18 protein-coding genes are annotated in these 24,910 nt (G+C 38.5%); 12 read left to right on the top strand and 6 right to left on the bottom strand.

All coding sequences use genetic code 11. From position 1 onward, the window contains the following. Positions 1-38: 38 nt before the first annotated feature. The 7 genes from AC3ITD_RS09110 to AC3ITD_RS09080 all read left to right on the top strand — a co-directional run bounded on the left by AC3ITD_RS09110 (position 39) and on the right by AC3ITD_RS09080 (position 5,638). Positions 39-1,352: a BNR repeat-containing protein gene (locus tag AC3ITD_RS09110; RefSeq protein WP_489365863.1), complete on the top strand. Its 1,314-nt coding sequence runs from the start codon at positions 39-41 to the stop codon at positions 1,350-1,352. Between the two features lie 368 nt (positions 1,353-1,720). Beyond that, the gene (locus AC3ITD_RS09105) at positions 1,721-1,981 is read left to right on the top strand and encodes a hypothetical protein (protein WP_265800997.1); all 261 of its coding nucleotides are present in this window, start codon (positions 1,721-1,723) and stop codon (positions 1,979-1,981) included. Between the two features lie 437 nt (positions 1,982-2,418). Next, positions 2,419-2,661 carry a hypothetical protein gene (locus AC3ITD_RS09100; RefSeq protein WP_489365861.1) on the top strand — a complete coding sequence of 81 codons (243 nt, stop codon included), beginning with the start codon at positions 2,419-2,421 and terminating at the stop codon, positions 2,659-2,661. Positions 2,662-2,727: 66 nt separating this feature from the next. Next, the gene (locus tag AC3ITD_RS09095) at positions 2,728-3,570 is read left to right on the top strand and encodes a cyanophycinase (protein WP_489365859.1); all 843 of its coding nucleotides are present in this window, start codon (positions 2,728-2,730) and stop codon (positions 3,568-3,570) included. Positions 3,571-3,807: 237 nt separating this feature from the next. After that, positions 3,808-4,473 (top strand): DUF6766 family protein, encoded by a 666-nt coding sequence (locus AC3ITD_RS09090; RefSeq protein ID WP_489365857.1) that lies wholly within the window; start codon positions 3,808-3,810, stop codon positions 4,471-4,473. Between the two features lie 366 nt (positions 4,474-4,839). Next, positions 4,840-5,376, top strand: a complete 537-nt coding sequence (locus AC3ITD_RS09085) for a DUF4142 domain-containing protein (RefSeq protein ID WP_489365855.1) — start codon at positions 4,840-4,842, stop codon at positions 5,374-5,376. 73 nt (positions 5,377-5,449) lie between these two features. Then, positions 5,450-5,638 carry a hypothetical protein gene (locus AC3ITD_RS09080; RefSeq protein ID WP_489365853.1) on the top strand — a complete coding sequence of 63 codons (189 nt, stop codon included), beginning with the start codon at positions 5,450-5,452 and terminating at the stop codon, positions 5,636-5,638. Positions 5,639-5,785: 147 nt separating this feature from the next. On the opposite strand, the gene AC3ITD_RS09075 is transcribed toward AC3ITD_RS09080, so the two are convergent. Together AC3ITD_RS09075 and AC3ITD_RS09070 are read right to left on the bottom strand one after the other, a co-directional pair. Continuing rightward, a complete protein-coding gene (locus AC3ITD_RS09075; protein ID WP_489365851.1) occupies positions 5,786-7,870 on the bottom strand; it encodes a CehA/McbA family metallohydrolase domain-containing protein in 2,085 nt (694 codons plus the stop codon). A 156-nt stretch (positions 7,871-8,026) separates the two neighbouring features. Next, positions 8,027-8,278 (bottom strand): hypothetical protein, encoded by a 252-nt coding sequence (locus tag AC3ITD_RS09070; protein WP_489365849.1) that lies wholly within the window; start codon positions 8,276-8,278, stop codon positions 8,027-8,029. Positions 8,279-8,454: 176 nt separating this feature from the next. Here AC3ITD_RS09070 and katG point away from each other — a divergent pair, with 176 nt between their 5' ends. From katG to AC3ITD_RS09055, 3 genes are all read left to right on the top strand, one after another. After that, the gene (katG, locus tag AC3ITD_RS09065; protein ID WP_489365846.1) at positions 8,455-10,728 is read left to right on the top strand and encodes a catalase/peroxidase HPI; all 2,274 of its coding nucleotides are present in this window, start codon (positions 8,455-8,457) and stop codon (positions 10,726-10,728) included. Positions 10,729-10,873: 145 nt separating this feature from the next. Continuing rightward, complete coding sequence (locus AC3ITD_RS09060; RefSeq protein WP_489365845.1) at positions 10,874-11,089, top strand: hypothetical protein; 216 nt, start codon at positions 10,874-10,876, stop codon at positions 11,087-11,089. Positions 11,090-11,098: 9 nt separating this feature from the next. Then, complete coding sequence (locus AC3ITD_RS09055; RefSeq protein ID WP_489365843.1) at positions 11,099-11,617, top strand: DUF421 domain-containing protein; 519 nt, start codon at positions 11,099-11,101, stop codon at positions 11,615-11,617. 11 nt (positions 11,618-11,628) lie between these two features. On the opposite strand, the gene AC3ITD_RS09050 is transcribed toward AC3ITD_RS09055, so the two are convergent. Both AC3ITD_RS09050 and AC3ITD_RS09045 read right to left on the bottom strand, forming a co-directional pair. After that, the gene (locus tag AC3ITD_RS09050) at positions 11,629-16,455 is read right to left on the bottom strand and encodes a chemotaxis protein CheB (RefSeq protein ID WP_489365841.1); all 4,827 of its coding nucleotides are present in this window, start codon (positions 16,453-16,455) and stop codon (positions 11,629-11,631) included. Positions 16,456-16,460: 5 nt separating this feature from the next. Continuing rightward, positions 16,461-17,990, bottom strand: a complete 1,530-nt coding sequence (locus AC3ITD_RS09045) for a GAF domain-containing protein (protein WP_489365839.1) — start codon at positions 17,988-17,990, stop codon at positions 16,461-16,463. Positions 17,991-18,284: 294 nt separating this feature from the next. On the opposite strand from AC3ITD_RS09045, the gene AC3ITD_RS09040 reads away from it, so the two are divergent. Then, positions 18,285-19,058 carry an SDR family NAD(P)-dependent oxidoreductase gene (locus AC3ITD_RS09040; RefSeq protein WP_489365837.1) on the top strand — a complete coding sequence of 258 codons (774 nt, stop codon included), beginning with the start codon at positions 18,285-18,287 and terminating at the stop codon, positions 19,056-19,058. 1 nt (position 19,059) lies between these two features. Here AC3ITD_RS09040 and AC3ITD_RS09035 read toward each other — a convergent pair whose 3' ends face one another. Beyond that, on the bottom strand, positions 19,060-20,877 hold the full coding sequence (locus tag AC3ITD_RS09035) for a glycoside hydrolase family 15 protein (protein ID WP_489365835.1): 1,818 nt from the start codon (positions 20,875-20,877) through the stop codon (positions 19,060-19,062). A 155-nt stretch (positions 20,878-21,032) separates the two neighbouring features. Further along, a complete protein-coding gene (gene mnmA, locus AC3ITD_RS09030; protein WP_056850069.1) occupies positions 21,033-22,124 on the bottom strand; it encodes a tRNA 2-thiouridine(34) synthase MnmA in 1,092 nt (363 codons plus the stop codon). A gap of 366 nt (positions 22,125-22,490) precedes the next feature. On the opposite strand from mnmA, the gene AC3ITD_RS09025 reads away from it, so the two are divergent. Continuing rightward, positions 22,491-24,776, top strand: coding sequence for a GH92 family glycosyl hydrolase (locus tag AC3ITD_RS09025; RefSeq protein WP_489365833.1), 2,286 nt, complete (start codon positions 22,491-22,493; stop codon positions 24,774-24,776). Positions 24,777-24,910 lie beyond the last annotated feature (134 nt).

The raw sequence follows: 24,910 nt of genomic DNA, 5'->3' as shown, positions 1-24,910 counted from the left end.
ATTTACATTTTACACACGCTAATCGCTTTGAGATCTTAATGAACAAACAATTGTTTATCCGTGCTTTAATGCTGTCTCTATTGGCGAGTTTTGCTAGTGCAAACGCACAAGAAATCAGCACGATTGCTTCCAATGGTTGGGCAAATAACTCTATCAATGCAGTCATTTTTAGGAAAAATTCGTTGGTAACCTCCAAGGGAAATCAATATGCCGCTTATTACGATGACGAACAATTTTTGGTTTTAGCGAAAAGAAAGTCCGGAGATCAAAACTGGACTATCGAAAAAACTCAATACAAGGGCGATGCTACTGACGCTCACAAATCCATCAGTATAATGGTTGATGGTGCTGGTTTTTTACATGTAGCCTGGGATCAGCATAACAATGCCTTAAATTATGCAAAGGGTATTTCGCCAGGTTCGATCAAGCTTGGAGAGAAGCAAAGCATGGTTTCGAAAAAAGAAGGAAAGGTGAGTTATCCTGAGTTTTACAAGTTGCGTAATGGAGATCTTCTCTTTTTTTACAGAGATGGTGGTTCTGGGAATGGGAATTTAATGATTAACCGATATAGTGTTAAGGAAAGTACCTGGAAGCGTATTCAGGATGGAATGATAGATGGCGAGGGCAAGCGAAATGCATATTGGCAGGTAGCCATCGATCAGGCTGGCACCATACATTTATCCTGGGTATGGCGAGAAAGCCCGGACGTGGCCAGTAACCACGACCTTTGTTACGCAAAATCGAGAGATGGGGGAGTAACCTGGCAGAAATCGACAGGTGAATTATATACCTTACCAATAAAGGCAGCGAATGCCGAATATGCGGTTAAAATTCCTCAGAAGAGTGAATTAATTAATCAAACGTCAATGTTCGCTGATGATGCCGGCAGAGTTTTTATTGCCAGTTACTGGCGCAATGCAGTGGATAAAGTTCCTCAATATCACATCGTATTTAACGATGGAAAACGCTGGGCAGTGAACGACCTAGACTTCAGAAAAACAGCGTTCAGTTTGAGTGGAGGTGGAACAAAAAAGATTCCGATTTCACGTCCCCAAATTATCACCTGGAAAAATGGAAAACATCACGCTGCCGGCCTCCTTTTTCGAGACCTGGAAAGAGGAAACAAAGTTTCGATGGCGGTAAATAATGATATCATGAGCCGAAACTGGAAAATTAATGACTTAAGCACCGAGTCGGTTGGAGATTGGGAACCCAGTTACGATACTGAACTCTGGAAAAGTAAAAAAATGCTCAACCTGTTTTTGCAAAACGTGGTACAGGTTGATGGAGAAGGTAAAACAAAAGCGGCGCCAACTGCTATACAAGTTTTGCAGTGGAAACCTGATAGATAACTACCTATAATTGGCTTGCGTCTCATATCTAATATCTTTATTGATTATCGCTCTAACAATAAATAAAAACCTGATGCAGGTAGCATCAGGTCAATCTCAACCAGAAAGTGTCATCCGTCTAAATTAAGGCTGGTTCAAAATAGCATCATTAACGATGCGCTAAATACCTAAAATACTTTTTCTATACTGCGCTAAATACCTGGCCTAACCGATTGATAAAGTAATTTCATCTAGAGATTTGCCGCGATGATTTGTAAGTATCCAATTGTGCTTTTAATGTTGTTTTAGAGCAGTTTATAGGGTATGAAAAACCACAATTATTAGGTGTTTGGCACGGTTTTGGGTTTAAGTATATAAACAAATTAATTATGGAAAGAATCTTAAATGCTGAAAAGGTTTTGTTTAATCAATTACACCTTTTATCAACTAGTTTTCCAAACATAAACTTAGAATTGAACAGCGATGCGATTAATGGGTTAATATCAGCAATGAACATCCATACTTTGCAATACCTAAATCCTGTAAAAGATTTACTAAAGCAATTATCGAAGTTGAAGCATATTGATTTGCCAATAGATGAAATAAATCATTTGCAGGATACAATTGCGACGTTTTTTAATAAGCTATAATAGCTAGAACCAATTAGGCACAATCGCTCATTTCGAAATTTCAATATCCAGGCGCCCTTTGAAGGGCGTTTTTCAGTTAACACAAAAGCCTTCAATATTATTGAAGGCTTTCTAACGTAAACTAACCAAAGTATATGTTTGTCATAGGTACTGACGAGTTAACAACCATTAATTCATCCTTTTGTTTGAGAATTTCTCATTTCCCGATAAAAAATTTTTAGAAGTCGAGGTTTGATTCTCTTTTTCAGCATTTTGATTTACAATCAAGCAAGTTGTCGACTGACTTTATCTGTATTGAAATCTACTTTTTTATTGTAAAAATATGCCTGTGGTGGTTATTTCGCTTCAATCTTCATTTACATTAACCAATAATTTTTTTCTGACAAAACCGGGCGACCTTTTCTAATGTTGTTATCATGACCAAAAAAAAAAGGAGCATGATGAACAGCGCAGAAGGATGGTTTGCGGATTCCACACAACATCAAGAGTTGCTTCATACGGAGGTTAATAAGATTTTAAAATTAACTCCTGTTACGAAGAAAAATCCGTCTTTGGCCAGGGAAAACGCCCTAACCCAGACAAAGAGTCTGAACAAAGAGACCAACAGCAAGATGATCAGCGGTAAGTTTAAACCATTGATCACTTTGGCAACAGTAAATGGTCTTCGAGGGCTACTCTAAAAGCGTGGGCGGCAAGACTGCCCATGTTTTTTATTAACTGCAAATTGATTTTCTAACCAAATGCGTATGAATAATAATGCTACTTCGGCCCCGGTTCCTAATGGCAAGCTGATGGTCATCGGTGGTGCAGAGCAAAAAGAAAGTAATAATCGACCGGAATCACACCAGGATCTTTTACTCCACTTTTTAGAGTTGTGTGGAAAATCCAAACACATTGAAATTATTACTACGGCTGGTACAGAAGAAATAGATGAAACATATAAGCAATACGATGACTGTTTTCGGAAACTAGGTGCAAAATCAACCGGCCACATTCATCACGATTTGAGAGAGCAGGTTAGTGATGACCTTTTGGAGCGTATAAACCTTGCAAACGGTTTTTTTTTTACCGGTGGAGATCAGTTAAAATTGACCTCAATTTACGGAGGAACTAAAATGATGAGTCAGCTTAAGCAACGCTATATCGACGATAAAATCATTATTGGGGGAACCAGTGCAGGCGCTATGGCCATGTCGACGCCAATGATTTTTGCAGGAAGTGGTGAAACTGAAATGGTGGCGGGGGAGGTGAAAATTACAACTGGTTTTGAATTTTTGAAAGATGTTTGCATTGATACTCATTTTGTACATCGAGGTCGTTTTGTTAGAATGGCTCAAGTAATTGCAACTAATCCGGCCTGCATTGGGATAGGGATAGAAGAAAATACCGCAATTATCATCAGCGAAGGGTTGAAAGCACAGGTAATGGGCTGTGGTGTGGTCATTAGTATCGATGGCGAAAGGAGCCGGGGTAGTAATATTACTAGGTTTGACGAAAACAGAAAAATAACCATCCGCGATCTGAGGGTTTCCATCCTTTCCGATGGCGAAACATTTGAGCTACCGGTAAGAAATCCTCCGCATTTGTAAATAGTCGGAGGTCTTTCAACTAGGCGATTACGTCCATTCGCTTTTTAACAAAATCTAAACTCAACATTTACACATCAAAAATTTTAATAGAGATGTTCAGAAAAAAAACAAATCACAAAAAATCCGGAAATAAAAAGAGTGATACAGGGGCGGTTTTGTCAGCGAAAAGTTCAAGCGTTTCTTTTCCCGAATATGATGTTAAACAATTACTCAACTTAAGCCAAAACTTGAATTACGATGGCCAATAAACGCAGGTCTTTTTTGTACAAGAACGGGCTTAGTATCGTTTTTATATCGCTATTTTTAATTACACTGGTTGCACAAGCATTAACCGGCTGGAAACAGCATAATCAGGAACTGATGGAGTTGAAGCAAGATCAGCTAGCATTTTCAGTTTATTTACAAAGCGGACACTTTATATCGGCCACTTTTGAAAATTTTGAAAGCGAGTTTTTGCAGATGGCATTATATGTGCTACTTACGATTTTTCTTCGGCAAAAAGGGTCAGCCGAATCCAAAAGCCTGGAAGACAAGGAGGAAGTTGACCGCGAACCTGTTAACAGGCCAGATGCTCCGTGGCCTGTAAAAAAGGGCGGATGGGTGCTAATGGCGTACAGAAATTCTCTTTCCATCGCCTTTGGGATTTTGTTTCTGTTCAGTTGGGCAATGCATCTTTATGGAAGTTGGGAAAACAACAACATTGAACAGCTTGCGAAGAACCTTCCTCAACAAAGTGTTTTCCAGTACCTCACAGAACCTGAGTTTTGGTTCGAAACTTTTCAAAATTGGCAGAGTGAGTTTTTATCTGTTTTTTCAATCGTATTTCTTACCATTTATCTGCGGCAAAAGGGTTCGCCCGAATCTAAGCCTGTAGATGCACCTCACATGGAAACTGGAAAATAAGTTTTTTCTAAATGTGGTGATGGCCTTATATAAGCGAGAGCAGCGTTGATTTGTCTTCAAGTCAGCACATCTGTGTGGTTATAGAATCTGGTTTAGCATTAAGCTTAAGGTATTTCCATTCATCCATTGATCCCCATGCAATGCCTTAAATCCCGTATCAAAAAAGGTATTTATGCGGTAAACCAAGTCATTCTCATGCTTGTTTTTATTACAGGCATTTACAATGATCTACTTGGGTGGAAATGTCCATCTCATTTAACCGCCAGACAATAAAGCAGTTCAGTGGAAACAGTTTGCAATGCAAAACGCAGTTTCGAGACTGTATAAAAGAGGCTAAATGATTTGAAATAAGATAATACAATCACTATGAAAACAACAAAGACCAACACCCGCCGGGATTTTATGGCAACATCGATCAAAACAGCAATTGTACTGGGTGCCGGTGCATCTATTGTAGGCAATGCTTTAAATCCAATTGCAGCCTTGGCTCAAAGTGCCGATTTGACCTTACAAGCGAAGATTGCGGTATTGGGTACTGCATCGCTTCAAACCAGTCAGCTTGCATTAACCAAGGCATCTAATCCCGATGTGAAGCTCTTCGCTAAATTCGAGGCTGCCGAACAAGAGGTGATGGGCAAGATTTTGAAGGACTTGGGAACGCCAACACCTGCACCAAGTGAAGAGGGAAAAGCGATGCTCTCCAAACTACAAACATTAAGCGGGGCTGCCTTTGATAATGCATTTATGCAAGGACAGGTAGACACCCATAAAAAACTGAAGGATGCTGTAAGTGCACTGATGAATGCCAGCAGCAATAAACACATCAAAAATGTAACGGCACTGGCTTTGGCAACTATTCAGGAACATACCGAAAGAGGGCAGATGCTTTTGGGTAAGCTATAGGGGAATTTTGCTCAGTTTTTGGCCGGTAAGATGAGCTACTTCACTATTAAGGTATCTATCAATAAAAAATTAAATGAAAAAGCAGATGGATGATGAAAACGAACAGACTCCGCAGCAAGATAAGGAGCTGGCAGAGGAACCTGATTATCGTGGTATAGCCGGATCAGGTAGTTTAAATTCAACAAAAAAGAAACTCCATTTGGATGATATTGAAGATGAGCCTAGTCAAGATCAAGAGAACCCGCTAACCCGTGGAATTTAGCATTAAAACAAAAACTAGCTTGGCATTTTAGTTGAGGTATGCAATAGGTTCTAGTCAGTCGACGATCACTTTATCAGTGTAAACCATAATGAACTCTCGTTTCAATCAACGATTTAGGCGAGAGTTCATTCAAAAGACTTTATCTTCTTAGTTTTCTAACCAAACCATTTGGGTATAGGCGCCATTGGCTGCAATATCCCAGGCTTCAACTCTTATCCATTTTCTGCCTGATAAGTTTATTGACCAGATAAATTGTTGTTGTCCAAACGCTCGTGTATTGGATAAATCAATTCTCTCCCGGTAAATTTCCTTGCCATCGCCAGAAACAATATCTACGTGATTTAAAGGAAAAGTCCAATCAAGATTCATATTCACTTTTACATTTCCACCCTTGTTTAGGCTTAACGTTTCTCCAGATTTTTTTCCATTTATATTGAAAGCTGGAATCAATACTTCACCAGTTGACACGAAGAATTTCCCCTTACGAATGGCATCCAATACGCTTTGCCATCCTTGCTCGTAATTTGGCAGTTTATCCATTTCCAGATAATTCACATTGAGGTGGGCATACATTTCATTTTGATGCGTGATGGTAAATATATCCGCCTCGGAGATTACATGTTTTTTCAATCCCCAATTGGCCATGTCATCCATTAATTTAAGCACCCGTTGACTGAGCGTTGGAATCGAAAGGTCTGCTGGAATAGCTTTCCAGGCAGCTCCAAGGAAGGTTTCTGATTTGAAGAAGTCTTCGTCTTTATAGGCTTCGGGATATCCGGTAGATGCTTTAGTTCTGGCGTGAGCGGTCCAGGCTAAACCCTTTTCCAATTCCAAGAGTTTCAACATTTCGGCTTTATCCCCGATGTGATACACTTTTCCTAGTTTAGGATCATTCATCACAAATTGCTCATTTCCCTTTCGCGACATCACCCAATACACTGGCTTAGGAAAAAAAGCAAGCCAATGGCCTCCGTAAAAGTTATTTGCCTCTTCACCCGGAAGCAGGAGAAACTTATTATCTGATAATCTTTTGGTTTGCTCAAATAATGCTGTTAACTCTTTCAATCGATCATTATCTGGTCCTTTTGGATGCCCTGGTCCATGAAATTCTGCCAATTTCACAATATCTAATCCATGTTTTTTAAGTACATCAACAAATTCGGGTTTTTCCGGAATAGGTTTTCCCGCAAGTACCACATCAGATATAAATTCATTATGGAAATGTGTAGCCATTGTTTTATATCCGGAAACTGGTTTGTAAGCATCATCGTGGGTGAATTTTTTCACCTGCGCCAACGCAGATGCTGCATTTCCTAAATCAAGTAAGCAAAAGAAATTTAATCGCTGCTTAGTTTTCGGTGGCGCATTAAACCATGGTACATATCTGTTATCACCATAAGGATCCTGGCGAATACCCATCCCGAAACCTGAAATCAAATTATGATAGTTATTTCCATACCAGGTAAACTTCAAATTAAAGGCTTCATCCAATGGATAAAAATACTGATGTGGCGCAGGAAACAACGCCAGACTACCTGTAGCATTTTCACCAATAATTGTGCGGTACTTTACTTCTAGATTTCGACTACTATCGGCCGCTTGTGGAGTAGCTTGTTGCAGCTCATCCTGAACGTTTGCCCAAGCCATCTTTTTCCAGATCGCCTTTTTATTCACCAACCCGGCATCGTACAAAATTGCTGTAGAATCTATTTCGGTCGCTATTACCGCGGCAACATTAAAAAGTGGACTTCCATTATACAGTGTAATTTCAACAGTACCTTTAAGACGGTCGGCATTTGCGCCATCGATGGTTACAATAGTCTGTTGCCCTTTTGTGCTTACCTTAGCGTGCTGCTTGTCTATCGTAACCGGGTAAGATTGAAATGGTTTCTTCGGTACCCGATCAAAAAAAACATCCCATCCGCCGCTTGATGGACTTAAAGAGCGTTTTCCGATGGTGAGTACAAATGCAGGATCCAGATCAGCTCCAATTTCCTTAAAAGCTTTATTATTTCCCAACTGAACGCTCTTTAGCATCGGACGATCTTTCTCTAAGTCGATAAGCATTTTGCCGGTCAAATTGTTTCCGGCAGGCCATGTTAAAGTAATTACTTTTTGTTTAACAGTAACTTCAGAGCCATTTTTTTTAAATGCAGAAAGATCTACGGATTTGGTTTGTGCACAAACTTTAAGAGAGAAAATTAGTGCACAAATAAGGAAAGGTTTTCTCATAATAAACTAAAATAGATAAAATATAAAACAGATAAGATTACCTCGTGTAATAATCTTATTATACAGTTTTAATACTTCCTAAATCGTTTTTATGAGTGATTTTTGGTAGTGTTAATTTGTCCGTTCAGGATCGATATTTAAGTCTGCGAAATCTGCTTACTCTTCTTTTTCGTTTCCTTGCTCATAACGCTCATCTCCTTTTTTATCTTCATATACAATCAGAGAATCGGGAGCTGGGGCAGCATTATTTGAGCCGGTTCCTGAAGTTTTTGGAGTGCTTAGGATGTCATTGTCGCTTTGATCTAGTTGATCATTTACATCTGTATTACCTAATGCTTTTTGGCTCAATTGCTCTTGATCTGATCTTTCATTTTTAAGATCGACATTGTTTTTATTATCGTTTTCCATATTGATAAGAACAGTTAGGAAAAGTTAAAGTTTCAGAAAACCTCGAAACATGATAATAGATTTTGGCTATCAAATTATAGAATTAAATGATTGGGATTATCAGTGTTAATCCGTTACTTTTATAATACTATCAAAACACAGATAGTTAGACTGTAAAACCTTAATGTATTATTATAATGGAGAATGACTCAAACGACATCAGTAAGTGCCCGTTTCATAATGGCAGCATGAAGCAAAATGTAGGTGGCGGCGGAACCAGAAATCGCGACTGGTGGCCAAATCAACTGAAAATTAATATTCTACGTCAGAATTCTTCTTTGTCTGACCCACTAGGTAAAAATTTTAATTATGCTGAAGAATTTAACAGCCTCGATTTAGAAGCGGTTAAACGTGATCTTCATGAGCTGATGACCGATTCGCAAGAATGGTGGCCAGCAGATTTCGGTCATTATGGTGGTTTATTCATCCGGATGGCTTGGCATAGTGCAGGTACTTATCGGGTTGGCGATGGCAGGGGAGGCGCAGGTGCAGGGCTACAACGTTTTGCGCCACTAAACAGCTGGCCAGATAATGTAAGTTTGGATAAAGCCAGAAGATTGCTATGGCCTATTAAGCAAAAATATGGTCAAAAAATCTCTTGGGCCGATTTAATGATTCTTGCTGGTAACATGGCGCTAGAATCAATGGGTTTTAAAACTTTTGGCTTTGCTGGTGGACGAGAAGATGTTTGGGAAGCTGACGAATCTGTTTATTGGGGGTCGGAAAAAACCTGGCTTGGAGGTGATGTTCGTTATGCGCATGGATCTGAGGGCGTTAAGGATGAAGGCGTTTTGGTTAGTGATGATAATGCGGATGGAGATGTGCATACCAGAAACCTGGAAAAACCTCTTGCTGCAGTTCAAATGGGCTTAATTTATGTTAACCCTGAAGGACCTGATGGCAACCCTGATCCAATTTTAGCGGCGAAAGATATTCGTGATACATTTGGAAGAATGGCTATGAATGATGAAGAAACGGTTGCTCTAATTGCAGGCGGACACACGTTCGGCAAAACCCATGGGGCTGCATCATCAGATCATGTAGGTAAAGAGCCAGAAGCTTCTGATATCGAGAGCCAGGGATTTGGCTGGCATAATAGTTATGGTTCAGGCGCTGGTAAAGATACCATAACAAGCGGTTTAGAGGTCACTTGGACCACCACTCCAACGCAATGGAGTAACAATTTCTTCGAAAATCTATTTGGGTTTGAATGGGAATTGACTAAAAGTCCGGCGGGTGCACACCAATGGATCGCAAAAAATGCAGATGATATAATTCCTGATGCCTTTGATGCGACGAAAAAGCACAAACCTACCATGTTAACTACAGATCTTTCCTTGCGTTTCGATCCTGCTTATGAAAAGATCTCCAGAAACTTTTTGGAAAATCCTGATCAGTTTGCTGATGCTTTTGCAAGAGCCTGGTTTAAATTAACGCATCGCGATATGGGCCCGGTTGCAAGATATCTTGGTCCTGATGTTCCAACTGAGGAATTACTTTGGCAAGACCCAATTCCAGCAGTTAACCATGCCCTGGTAACTGAATCCGATGTAGAATTATTGAAATCGAAAGTATTGCAATCGGGCTTAAGCGTTTCCGAATTGGTTTCTACCGCATGGGCTTCAGCCTCAACTTTTAGAGGATCTGACAAACGGGGCGGCGCCAATGGTGCACGTATTCGTTTGGCGCCACAGAAAGATTGGAAAGTGAATAACCCGGCGCAACTGCAAAAAGTATTGTCTGTTTTAGAGAATATTCAAAGAGATTTCAATGCTTCACAGGTTGATGGTAAACAAATTTCTATCGCAGATTTAATTGTTTTAGCTGGTTCGGCTGCTGTTGAAAAAGCGATCAGCGATGCTGGATTTACCAATAAAGTACCTTTCACTGCAGGGCGGATGGATGCTTCTCAGGAACAGACTGATATAGAATCGTTTGGATACCTGGAGCCACAAGCAGATGGTTTCCGTAACTACAGCAAAACGCGTTTCACCGTTTCTACTGAAGAGTTATTAATTGATAAGGCGCAATTACTTACGTTAACAGCGCCAGAGTTAACCGTGTTGTTAGGCGGTTTAAGATCACTGGATATCAATTTCGATGGATCTAAAAATGGTGTTTTAACGCTAAAACCTGGCCAGCTGAGTAACGATTTCTTTGTGAATTTGTTGGATATGAATACCGCATGGAAAGCAGTTTCTGATGATAAGGAAGTTTATTTGGGCAGCGACAGAAAAACTGGCCAGCCAAAATGGACGGCTACACGTGCCGATCTTGTTTTTGGTTCAAACTCAGAGTTAAGGGCAATTGCCGAAGTTTACGCTGGTTCGGATGCTAAAGAACGGTTCGTTGCTGATTTTGTGGCAGCATGGGTTAAAGTAATGAATCTAGATCGTTTTGATTTGGTTTAAAATAAAGGCTTATACTAATAAAAAAGGGCGCCATTTAGGTGCCCTTTTTTGTTTTATAGAGATCTTATTATCGGTGGAATATCACTAACCTTTCGAGATTATTACACTTGAAATTCAGATTATAATAAACATTTTTTCGTTCATTATGTTAGAAATATTAATCAAAACATTTTTAACTATGGATATCAATCACGACAATCACTACAACAATAGTCAGGAAAATGAATCAGTTTCTAATTCACACAATAAGGAACAAAACCGAACGGTTGCAGGTATTAACGACATCAGTAGAGCATTTTGGGATGAGATTAACAACGAAATCGCATCAAACGATTTGCCGCTCTGGAGAATGTGGCGCTAAATTTTATGCATGGAACATTTGTTTTTTAAAGATTGGCCAGCTGTATTTCACATCGTCATCTGTGCAGTAACATCATATGTTGTCCTTTTCATATTTATCCGGATTTCAGGAAAAAGAACACTTGCCAAGCTTAATGCATTTGATTTTGTAGTTACCGTTACACTTGGTTCCACATTATCGTCGATGATTTTAAAAAAGGTACCGCTTGTCGAGGGTTTCGTTGCCCTAATCACCATTATTGCCTTACAATATCTCCTGGCATTCCTGGCTAAAAACTCTTCAAAAATGGAGGATGTGATCAATTCTACTCCTACACTCTTGTTTTATAATGGAAAATTTATTCTACCCGCCATGAAGAAGGAAGTGATTACCGAAGAGGAGATTTATTCTGAGATCAGAAAATATCGGCTTGAAAGTCTGGAAGATGTTCAAGCGGTGGTAATGGAGTTAAATGGAACTTTTACGGTAGTTAAAAAATCAAATAAAGTTGGCCCAAGTTCGCTTGATGATATTGAACTTGAGCACTAAAGTAACTTTCATTAAAGGGGGATTTCAAACCAAAATTCTGACCCTTTATTTTCTTCACTAATTACGCCGATCTCGCCTCCGTGTCTTTCAATAATTTCCGCCGAGATATATAAGCCTAAGCCCAGTCCAGAGAATAAGTGGGAAGATTCTTCGACTCTAAAGAACCTGTCGAAAATATAATCGGCTTTGTCTTTTGGAATCCCAATACCAAAATCTTTTACAGCGACCCGTAAACTGGTTTCTTTTAGCTCTGTTTTAATAATAATTTCATCTGAATGTGGCGAATATTTCAACGCATTAGAAAGGAAGTTAGAAACCACTTGCTCAATTCGGTTCTTATCAGCATGTACAATAACATCTTTTTCCATTTCCATGGTTACCGAGTGTTTTCCCAAACTTCCTTGCATGCCATCAACTGATTCTTCAATTACCTCATTGATATTAAAGTCTGAAAATGTAAACACCATTTTCCCAGCCTGAATCCGGGTAACATCCAGTAAATCATCAACCAGCGAAGTCAATTTGCCTATTTGTTTAGTGGCCTTATCAATAAAACCCGAAATATGTTCGAACTTTTCTTGTTGAGCCATTTTAAGCGCAAATTGTAAATAACCTTTAATGCTGGTGATAGGGGTTTTTAATTCGTGGCTGGCAATACTCATGAACTCATCTTTTTTGTTCATCAGATCTTTAGTCGCCTCTTGCGCAATCATCAAATCGGTTACTTCGAAAGCAAAAAATGCTACACCATCAATTGCACCATTATCAGAGAAAACAGGGTTAAGGATAATATCGAACCAACTGTCTTTTATTGCTCCGGTGTTTTCGTCCTTTTGCTGAAGTTTGTAGGAGTTCGCAATAAATGTTTCTCCGGTAGCTAATACCTTCTTTTCGATATTTTTAAGCTCTTCAGTTTCAAACTGCGATCCTTCCTGGAGTCGTATTTTTCCAATGTAATTGCTGCCCCCGTCAAATTGAATAAAAGCTTCGTTTACAAACTCATAAACTAAATCTTTACCTCTTCTGATGGAGATTAATGCAGGAGCTTTTTTGAAAATACTATAGAATTCATCCTGCTGCTTTTTGATTAACTTTTGAAGCTCGTTGCGGCGTTTTTCATTATGTTTCTGCTTGCTAATATCAATAATGTACGAAACAGCATCTTTTCCATCTTCATCATCTAAAATGGCAGAGCCTACCAATACATCTATCGTTTTACCGCTTTTAGTAATGTACTGCTTTTCAAATGGCGGACAAAAACCTTCGTTTTTAACCATATCGGCCGATATTTTGCTAATCGGAATAAAATCAGGAGGGGTAATGTCATTCCATTTGATTATACCTTTCTCTAGATCCTTAGAAGTATAACCGAGCATATCAATGAAAACTTTGTTAGCTGTTTCAATTCTTCCGGTTTTAACATCAGAGAAGATCATCCCGATTACGTTCGAATCGAAAATTTTGCGGAATTTCTTTTCTGTTGAATTCAGTTTTGTTTCTGTGTCAATTAAAACAGTAATATCCAATATAGAGCCTACCATTCTATATGGAACTCCGTTATCATCTAACAAAATGCTGCCCCGGTCGAGAATGGTAGCATAGCTTCCATCGGCTTTTTTAAGTCGATATTGCGAGGTCCACTGCGTTTCAGAATTATTAATAGCTTCGTAAACACTGTCTTTTACCCGTTTTCTGTCATCAGGATGAATGTTTTCGAAGAAAAAAGAAATGTTCTGACTACCCGGATTGTTTTCATAACCAAACATTGTGGCAAAGTTATCGTTCCGCCACATGGTGTTATTGGCCAAATCCCAATCCCAAATGGTGTCATTGGTAGCCTGAGATACAAGATTAAAACGCTCTTCGCTTTCGGAAAGCCTAACTGTACGCTCCAGAATTTTTTGTTCCAATTCTGTATTTAATTCTTTTAAGTTTTCTCTGGTGCCTAGTAACTCGTTATAGTTGCGTTTTAACTTTTCTTCTGCTAATTTCTGTTTTGTGATATCAGTTATGGTGGCAGCAAAACCATCAGCCATTTTCACGGCAACAATTTCTAACCAAACCTTATCGTTAAGTTTTAACTCAAACTGTAAAGATGTGCCTTTCTCTACTACATTGATGTATTTATTAAAAATATTTCCTTCAGCAATTTCAGGCAAATGTTCGAGAAGTTTTCCGCCAGCAAGTTCTTTTTCATTCTTGCCAAGAATTTTTAAGGAAGCCTCATTAAAAGATAAACATTCAAAGTCGGTGATGAAATGTTGCTTATTTCGAACTGCTTTAAAAGCAATTACACCATTTAAACTGGCATTAAAAACTGCAGTAATGATGTTACTTAGCTCGGTTAGTTTCGAGATATCAACAAATGTAATCACCACACCATCAATTTTCTTGTCTTTTCTGATGTATGGCATAATCCGCATCAAACTGCTATTGCCATTTTTGATGTGGATTTCTTTTTCTACAATCTTGCCTGTTTTGATAACCGAATCTATATCCCTATTTAAGTTGTCCGTTTTAATGTTGTTAGAAATATGTTCAATTGAGCGACCGATATCAGCTTCAATTAAATTTACCATACTAATTGCAGCCGCGTTAAACTTGCGGATGTACATCCCTGAATCAACAAAAATCTGCCCGATATCGGTACTTCTGAAATAGTTATCCAAGTCATCATTGAGTTCAATTAACTCCTTTATTTTAACCTGATGCTCGGTGTTTAGGGTATGCAATTCCTCATTCAATGATTGTAATTCTTCATTACTCGATTGCAATTCCTCATTTGCAGAAAGCAGTTCCTCGTTGGTAGATTGAAGCTCCTCATTGGTGGTTTCCATTTCTTCAACTGCCAATTGAAGATTGTTCCGGGTTTCGTTCAGCTCTGCCTCCAGCTCAAAAATATATTCATTTTGATCGCCAGTGTGGTAATTTACCGAGCCTAAATCATCTTTATCGGGAATAGTTTCTAAAGTGCTTTCTCCAAAAACTACCAGGGTGAAGGTACTGGTATCTGTAGATTGTGGCGGTTGTACCGAGATGTTTAAATAGGTTTCTTTGTCGTTTGAAGAAAATCTAACTCTTTTTAAATGGGTAATTTTGTTGTCTTTCCAAGCGCTTCTCAAAGCCGTATTTAAAATGATAGAAATTTCTTTCGGTACCATTTTCAATATATTCAGCTCCAGTTTATCTTCAGGGAGAAAAAGAAATTTGCGATAATCACCAATCGCATCTTGCATCAAGTACGATTTATCTATGTAAATGCCCACGTAGCCTAAATCTCTTGTTAAAAAGTTGTTGAAACTTTTTTCAATTGGGCTAACGGCAAAATCGCTGGAGCTGCTTTTCTTTTTGCCTTGATCTGAAGTCTGCCTCGATCCGGTGTTGTAGGTATTATAGCTGGAATAGTTGATCACTCCAGTTTTCTGGTAAATTTTCCATTTGCTCGAAACCTCGGTTAATCCAGCTCGCAAAGATGATGCAGTTTCACTTGAGCCCAGCATTAAATAACCGTTCGATACCAAGGAAAAGTGGAATATGGACAGTATTTTCTCTTGCAAAACACTATTCACGTAGATCAGCATATTTCGGCACGTAATCAAGTCATTCTTAATAAAAGGAGGCGACTTAATTACATCGTGCTTGGCAAAAACAACTTGTTTCCTAATGCTAGGAATTGCTCCATAGAACTTGCCATCCTGATGAAAATATTTTTTGAAATATTTCGGTGGCACTTCATTACTGATACTCGCAGGATATTGGTTTCTGGAAGCAATTTCGATACTTTTATCATCAATATCAGTAGCAAAAATTTTGATATCAATTTTCTTTTTCGATTTCTCTACACATTCATTGGCTATAATGGCAACAGTATATGCTTCTTGTCCGGTGCTACAGGCACAAACCCATATCTTCAGCGTGTCACCAGCAGATTTTTCTTTTAAAACTTGATTTACCTGATCGGCAAATGCTTCAAAAGCACCTTTATCTCTAAAAAATTTAGTTACTCCAATTAAAAAATCCTGCCCTAAAATGGCAACTTCCTTTTCGTTTTTTCTCAGAAATGCGACGTATTGATCGAGCGTTTTGATACCATTCTCGTTCATCCTTCGCCCAATTCTCCTGATGATTGTTGGCGTTTTATATAAATTAAAATCGTTGCCACTCTGTAAATGAACGAGTTTAAAAATCTCATCCAAGAGCTTTTCATTTATTTTGCCATTCTCAAGCACTTTTACAGGCTCCTCATTCACATAGTTGAAAAGTTCCTTGTGCATATCTGGCGCAGCAAGTATATGATCTACATTGCCAGATGAGATTGCACTATTGGGCATTCCATCAAACTTTGCGGTTGAGGGTTCTTGAACGATAACCATACCGCCATTTTCTTTAATGGCCTGAATCCCTTTGGTACCATCAGTACCTGTGCCTGAAAGTATTACGGCGATTGCTTTTTCTCTTTTATCTGTGGCTAACGTGTATAAAAAATGATCTATCGCCGTGTTAGGTGCTTTGATAACGGACTTGTCTGCCAGTTTTAATCGCCCCTGGCTTACAGTCATTAATTTATTGTTGGGGATGATATAAACACAATCTTGTTGAATAGCCATGTTATTGGCTGCTTCAAAAACCTTCATGTGGGTATGCTTGGCGACAAGTTCTACCAGCAAACTTTTATAATCTGATGAGAGATGTTGAATAACTACAAAAGAGAAGCTGGTGTTGCTAGGCATGTGATCAAAAAACTCATGTATAGCTTCTAAACCACCTGCCGACGCTCCAATTGCAACAATATATTTATCGTATCTTTTTGAAGTTTCTTTAACTACTTGCTCAGTCATTCCGTTTAATTATAAATTTGTTTAGCCCTAAATTCAAAAAGGAAGTTTCTTAAAGATTCCGCCATTTCCAACTCAGTATCTTGCCAATCGCTAGATTGCCCGTAAATAGTTTGTAACCATTGTTTAAATGAATTTCTTGGATGATAATTAACACCGTCTTTTTCGAATCTTATAGCCTGATTAGGATCTCCGCCCCACTGAATATTTTCTATCACTTCGGGCCTAAAGCAAATCAAAAACTCTCCTTTGCTTGATTCAATTGGAATAACCAGTAAACCACTCGCTACAGGAGCATAGTTTTTCGCCTCCTCGTAAATTTCTCCTAAATTTTCATTCGCAAAAACTTTATTAACCCCTTTTCCTTCAAGCCAAAGTACAAGATTTTCCAAATCATCCATATCTGGTACAGTGCCTAAAGTTTTAATTTTTCCGTTTAAGCTCAAGGCCGCACCAGTAGCATTAAACAACGAAAGCAGGTTTTGGTTTTCGTCTGTTAAAATTCCTTTAACGATGTCGTTTTCGGAGTAAACTAAGTCCGTAATTACACTTCGTTGATGCAACAATTTAGCGTGATCTATTAACTGCTCATGTTTTATAATGGACGAAATCCGATAGGAAATTTCCATGCTTAACCAATCAAAAACTGATCTGCTTTCTACGCTGAGGTATTTGCTGGTAATGTGGTGGCACGAGATTAAACCCCACAAAGCACCATCGACCATAATGCGTATAGACATAGATGCCGTTACATTCATATTGGCCATATATTCCAAATGTACGTTGGCCACACTGCGTAAATTACAATCCGAAAGATCTAAGAAACCATTGGTAATAGGATTAATAACCGGGAAAAGTTTAATGGTTTGATAATTTCTATTCGGAATCAAACGAAATGGATTTTTCAAATACAGTGCTCTGGCTTGTTTGGGAACGTCAGAAGCAGGAAAGGTTTGTCCTAAGTAACTTTCTAAATCACCAGTTATCTCTTCAGCAATTACGGTTCCGTTCCAGTTTTTATCGAAACGATACATTCTAATCCCATCAAAACCAGAAATTCTTCTAATCTCTTTAATACTCGCCTCACAAACATTTTGCAGGCTTTCGGTACTTTCTAATGTGGAAATAAACGATCTTACTTCCTGAAATACTTTGGTAAAACTTCGCTCAGTTTCGTCATCTATCTTTTCTATTTCAAGGATGATAAATTCTTTTTTAACATGAGCCAGAATATTTACTGGTTCAGCAAGCGATCCATTTTTTAGTGAAAACTGGAAGGGCAAACGACTTCTCAAGCCTTTACTCACTGCGGCTTTGAAGTGTTCAAAATCTTCATCAGATAAGTATTGCTGAAAAGGGTTAGATATGCATTCTTTGGCGATACAACCAATTATTTCGTTAACATTTTCACTGGCTTGAATGATATTAAGATTTTCGGTATCTAGAACTAAAAGATATCCGAAATCTTGTATGGAGTTGGTTTGATGGATGGCAAGATTTCCACAAAATTCTGCATCGTAATTATTTTGTTGACTCATTTTTTTATTTTTCACGCCCTGTTTTAAGCTGGGTTTAGGAGATAGATTTACTGTTTGGAACTACATGTTATTAAATAGCAATTAATTAAGTTTTTAATTAATAGCATTTGAATTATGAACAGCTCTGAACGCATAAAAATATACAAAAGCTATCTAAAAACCATTCTTTATATCTAAAATGGTACTCCTTTTAATTTTAGAAAAAGTGCTTCCGTTATCTACAACAAGTGCTAGTCGTTTTTTAAATCTTTTAAAACATTATAGGCCAAACAGAACTTTAGTATTTAAAATTTGATGATGAATCGTTACGAAAATAAAATAGCGCTGATTACAGGAAGCAGCCAGGGAATAGGAGAGGCTTGCGCATTGAGATTGGCCAAAGAAGGTGCTGACATTATTTTAAATGGACGCAAATTTGACGAACGCGGAGAAAAATTAATCGCCGAAATCGAAGCAATGGGCAGAAAAGCCAAATTTTTAGCTGCTGATGTGAGCAAAACCACTGAAGTTTTAAAGCTGATTGATGATGCAACAAAAGTTTTTGGATCGCTGGATATCTTAATCAATAATGCAGGCTTAGAAAAAAAGGCAGATTTCTGGGAGGTAACAGAAGAAGATTACGACATTGTAATGGATACGAATTTCAAAGGTGTTTTTTTTGGTATTCAGGCTTTTGTTAAATATTGTAAGAGAGAAAAGCGGGCGGGTACCATTATTAATATGAGTTCTGTTCACGAAGAGATCGTATTTCCGCACTTTGCAGCGTACTGTGCCAGTAAGGGCGCTTTAAAAATGTTATGCAGGAACTTGGCTACCGAACTTGCACCTTTAAATATTCGAATTAACAATGTTGCACCAGGTGCGGTAACTACTCCAATTAATCAAGATTTGTTAAATAATAAAGCACAGTTGGAGAGTTTGTTAGAGAATATTCCGATGCGGCGCATGGGTAAAGTGGAAGATGTTGCTGCAGTAGTAGCCTTTTTGGCTTCTGATGAAGCTGGTTATGTAACAGGCTCTACTTATTTTGTTGATGGTGGTTTAACTTATCACTACGAAGAACAGTAAGCTAAAACTTACTGGTTCTTCTTTCTATTTGTTTATTTAATTCTACTGCTGCGCTAATTAAAGCCAAATGGGTAAAGGCTTGAGGAAAATTGCCTAGGTGTTCCCCTTTTTTTCCTAATTCCTCACTGAACAAATGCAGGTGATTGGCATAACCTATCATCTTTTCGAAGTTCTCTACCGCACGTTCTATTTCTCCACTTTTAGCCAAAGCTTCAATGAACCAAAAAGAACACATATTGAAGGTGCCTTCTTCCCCTTCAAGGCCATCGATATTTCTTAAGCCGTTATTGTAGCGATAAACCAGAACATCAACCAATAATTCTTCATCAATAACCTTCATAGTAGAAAGCCAACGCGGTTCTATAGGAGAAATAAAATGAGTCAAAGGCATCAGTAGAACGCTAGCATCTACATGTGTCGCTCCTTTATATTGTACCCACGCACCCAGTTTTTCACTCCAGAAGTTGTGATAGATATCGTTGTAGATATCACTCCTAATTTGATGCCATTCATTTTCAGGATAGGGAAAAGAGCGATGTTCAGCTATTTTAATTGCCCTGTCGAGTGCAACCCAACACATCAAACGCGTATGGAGAAACTCTTTTTTCTCACTTCTAATTTCCCATATTCCATGATCAGCCTTTTTCCAGTTTTTGATCACTTGGGCAATTTGTTTTTCGATCAGGGTCCAAAACTCATAGGTGATTGGTTTATACGATTTATTATAGATGTAAATCGTGTCAATCAGCTCACCATAAATATCAATTTGCAATTGTTTTGCTGCCGCATTTCCAATCCTGACGGGCTTAGAAGAACGGTAGCCTTCAAAATGTTTCAGCTCTTTTTCTTCGATGCTTGTTTCTCCATCAATTTGATAAACTAACTGCAAATCAATTTGTTGGCAGAGGCTAAAAATCCAGTCGATGAATGCGGTTGCCTCATCATTAAATCCTAATTTTAAAAAGGCATACATGGTAAAGGCCGCATCGCGAATCCAGGTATAACGATAATCCCAATTTCGGTTTCCTCCAATGGCCTCTGGAAAGCCAAAAGTAGGGGCGGCTACAACAGAGCCATGTTTTACAGAAGTAAGAAGTTTTAATGTAATAGCCGATCGTCGTATCAGTTCACTGTATCTTCCGCTGTAACTGGTTTTGTTAATCCAGTTAATCCAAAAGTCTTTCGTTTGGTGATAGGATTGCTCTTTATAAAACTTAAAGTCTTTTCCTGCTTCATCATTTTCCAGGAATTCGATGACGATTGTGGCCACTTCGCCCTCCTTTAAGGTAAATTCACTATAACCGTTTTTCTTGGTCACCCTTAGGGCTTTATCCGAAATCATATTGATTTGCAGATTTTCTTTCTTGCAGGTAAACTTAATTTCTGTTTCCAAACATTCGGTTTCGTAGTCGCTTTCCGAATAACCAAAGCGAGGAACGCAACTTACCTTGAAATTTATACTTCCACGTACGGTTTTAATTTGTCTTACGATAGCACTATTAAGCGCAACATTCCCTTTTTCAATAGGCATGAAGTCGGTTAGCTCCGCTATTCCTGCATCAGAAAAATAGCGGGTCAGTAAAATTGCAGTGCCAGGCAAATAGAGTTGTTTGCTGGTGAAATTTTCTAAATCGGGTTCAACAGCGCAAAAACCACCTTTTCTCGAATCGAGCATGGTGGCAAATACGGTAGGAGAATAAAAATTTGGTGCACACATAAAATCAATCGACCCTTGTAAGGATACTAAAGCAACGGTTTTGAGGTTGCCGATGATGCCGTAATTTTCAATTGGCTGAAAAGGTCGTTTTGTGTGATTCATATCTGCTAATAATGGGTCAATTCCTTTAATAAATAAGTTTAAACGTTTTTTGTTTGCTTACCTCAGCATTTGGCTAGCACCTGCAAGAATGTTTGGGCAAAAAAAATCCCGACTAAATTTTCGTTAGTCGGGATCATTATATCTTCTGGAGGTGTTTACACTAAGAAACCGCCACCCAGTAAGTCGTTTCCTTCATAAAAAACCGCAGATTGTCCTGGTGCAATTGCCGATACATTATGATCAAAAACTACACGCATTCTATCTTTTTCTTGTACAATGGTACTTAACATTCCGGCATCTTTATAACGGATTTTGGTAATCACATCGTTCATTGGTTCTTCAATGCTTGCATATTTAATCAGGTTAATGTTACGCACCATTGCTTCTCTACGTTCCAATTCTTCAGCTTTTCCTAAAACAACGGTATTGCTTTCTGGCAAAATTTGCGTAACAAACATAGGTTCGCCAAACGCCACACCTAAACCTTTACGTTGCCCAATGGTATAGAACGGATAACCTTTATGCTGGCCAACAACCATTCCATTGCTTAGAATAAAATTTCCGCCGGCAACTCTGTCTTCCAAATCCTCAACTTTATGTTTCAAGAAAGCCCTGTAATCATTATCAGGTACGAAGCAAATCTCGTAGCTTTCTGATTTTTTAGCCAACTCTTCCTGGCCCATATCCAGTGCCATTTGTCTGATTTCGGACTTTGCAAAACTTCCTAAGGGGAATTTAGTTCGCGAAAGATTTTCTTGCGAAACACCCCAAAGCACGTATGATTGGTCTTTATTTTCGTCTTTTCCTTTTGAAATAACATAACGCCCGCTATCTTGCTGGCGGATGTTTGCATAATGACCAGTAGCAATAAATTCGCAATCCAGTTTATTAGCACGTTTTAACAAGGCTTCCCATTTAATATGCGTATTGCACAAAACGCATGGATTTGGAGTTCTTCCAGCTAAGTATTCATCAACGAAGTTATCAATTACATAGTCGCCAAATTCATCGCGAATGTCTAAAATGTAGTGTGGAAAACCATAGTTTACCGCAAGTGTACGGGCATCGTTAATACTATCTAAAGAGCAACAACCGGTTTCTTTGCTACTTCCACCTGCGCTGGCGTAATCCCAGGTTTTCATGGTTAAGCCAATTACTTCATAGCCTTGCTCATGCAACATTACTGCCGCTACCGAACTATCAACCCCGCCACTCATGGCTACCAGAATTCTACCGTGTTTACTCATTTCAAAATAATTGGATGCAAAAATAAGGTTTATTTACCTCAATTTTTTTAAAGCAAGTCAGTTACTTGTAAAAAGCAGATAGTACATCCTTTCAAATCTTGACTCAAAAAGCCTTTCTGAATGCCTATTTCCTTATGATTCGCTATTTCTCATTCAGCGGTTCCCGATTTTTCATCGGGATAAGCAAAGAGCAGGACTGAAATAAACTAAAAGCACAGAAACATGCTTTCCAAATCAAAAATAGGTTTCCATGTCAATTGTATTTTTTCTATTGATTAAACGATTTAGTTTAAGATTTTATGCAGATTAGTTTTTTAATTAATACCTTAGAATCTTCAAAATATAAAGTTTCAATTTTAAACAAATATGATTAAAAAAGTTATCCTGCCTTGTTTGTTATTGTCGTCATTTATGGCCTCGGCACAGCAGAATTTAGTTCAATATGTTAAACCTATTATTGGTACCTCAAAAATGGGACATACGTATCCCGGAGCTACGGTTCCGTTTGGTGCGGTACAGTTAAGTCCGGAAACGGATACGCTATCTTACGAGGTAAATGGCAAATATAATGGCGACGTTTATAAATACTGTGCAGGTTATAAATACGAAGATAAAACGATAACAGGCTTCAGTCATACACATTTTAGCGGTACAGGCCACTCAGATCTGGGTGATTTTTTAATTATGCCTACCCAAGGAAAGCTCCAGTTAAATCCGGGTACGGCCGACAATCCAAAAGGCGGATATCGCTCTGCATATTCTCATGAAAACGAAAAAGCTGAAGCGGGTTACTATAAAGTAAAGTTGGATGACGACAATATCACTGCTGAATTAACAGCGACAAATAGAGTCGGGATGCATCAGTACACCTTTCCGAAATCAGATCAATCGCACATCATTCTCGATTTGATGGCTGGAATTTACAACTATGAGGATAAAACCGTATGGACTTATGTTCGCGTAGTTAACGATACTTTAGTGACCGGTTACCGCCAAACCAATGGTTGGGCAAGAACACGTACCGTTTATTTTGCTATGAGTTTTTCTAAACCTTTTAAAAGCTATGGACGTAAGAGTTATGATGCTAAACAAGCTTATCGCGGTTTCTGGGGCAAGTTTAACCAAGACCAAAACTTTCCTGAAATTGCTGGTAAAAAGCTAAAAATGTATTTTGATTTTGATACGCAGGAGGGAGAGAAGGTAAAAATTAAGTTTGCCCTATCTCCGGTAAGTCAGGAGAACGCCTTACAAAATATGCGTGCTGAGATCTCAGGATGGGATTTTGATAAAGTTAAAACGCAAGCACAAACTACCTGGAATAAAGAGTTAAATAAAATTCAGGTCACTACTTCAAACGATAATAAGATTAATTTTTATACTGCACTATATCACTCATTTATTAATCCAACAACTTACACTGATGTAAATGGAGAATATAAAGGTTTGGATCAGGGCATTCATAAAGCAGAAGGCTTTACCAATTATACTACTTTTTCGCTATGGGATACCTACCGGGCTTTGCATCCCTTCTTTAACATTATGCAACCAAGTAGAAGTAATGACATGGTAAAATCGATGATGGCCCATTATGATCAGAGCAGTTTAAAAATGCTGCCGATTTGGTCGCATTATGCAAACGATAACTGGTGTATGAGTGGCTACCATAGTGTTTCTGTTTTGGCGGATGCAATTATTAAAGGTACCTACAACGGCGATGCAAACAAAGCTTTAGATGCTTGTGTAAAAACGGCTAAACACCGCGATTATGAAGGGATTGGTTACTATATGGATAAGGGTTATATTCCTGCAGAAAAAAGTGGCGTATCAGTTTCAAACACTTTAGAATATGCTTATGATGATTGGGCGATTGCACAATTGGCAAAAAAATTAAACCGAATGGACGTTTATAATGAATTTATTAAAAGGTCTAACAACTGGAGAAATAACTACGATGCTGCCTCGGGTTTTATGCGTCCTCGCTTAGCTGATGGAACTTTTAAAAAGGCTTTTGACCCCAAAGATACAGAGGGACAAGGCTTTATTGAAGGAAATAGCTGGAATTACAGTTTCTTTGTGCCACATGACCCCACTTCTTTAGTGGAAGTGATGGGCGGAAAAAAGAAATTTGCAGCTCGTTTAGATTCTTTATTTAGCATGCATTTGCCTGATGAGTTTTTCGCTCATACTGAAGATATTACACGTGAAGGTATTATTGGCGGTTACGTTCATGGAAATGAGCCCGCACATCACGTGGCCTACCTGTACAATTGGACGGATGAGGTTTACAAAGGGCAGGCACAAATTCGCCACATTCTAAATATGCAATATAAACCTACTGCTGATGGCTTAGGTGGCAACGACGATTGCGGCCAAATGAGCGCCTGGTATATGTTCTCAGCAATGGGTTTTTATCCGGTTGCACCAGGTTCAGATGTTTACTCATTAGGAAGTCCGCTGGTTAATAATGCTGTGATTAATTTAGAAAACGGAAAAACCTTTGCTGTTGAAGCAATTAAGCAAAGCGATAAAAATGTGTACGTTCAAAAAGTAATGTTGAATGGTAAGGAAATTACAAACCATCAAATAAAGCATACTGACATTACCAATGGTGGAAAGCTAACTTTTTATATGAGCGCTAAACCAAAGAAATAATATTCAAAATCATCTTTATTGTTGTTTAAACCGCTGGCTAAGGCCAGCGGTTTTTTTTGTGGGGTTAAGTGCCTAAACGATCAATTGGCTGCGTAAGAATATTTTGCGATAATCTATCACTAACAGATTTAAAG

The sequence above is a fragment of the Pedobacter sp. KH_004 genome (assembly GCF_057840755.1).
The sequence above is the reverse complement of the archived record's forward strand: the minus strand, read 5'-3'. Positions and strand labels throughout refer to the sequence as shown.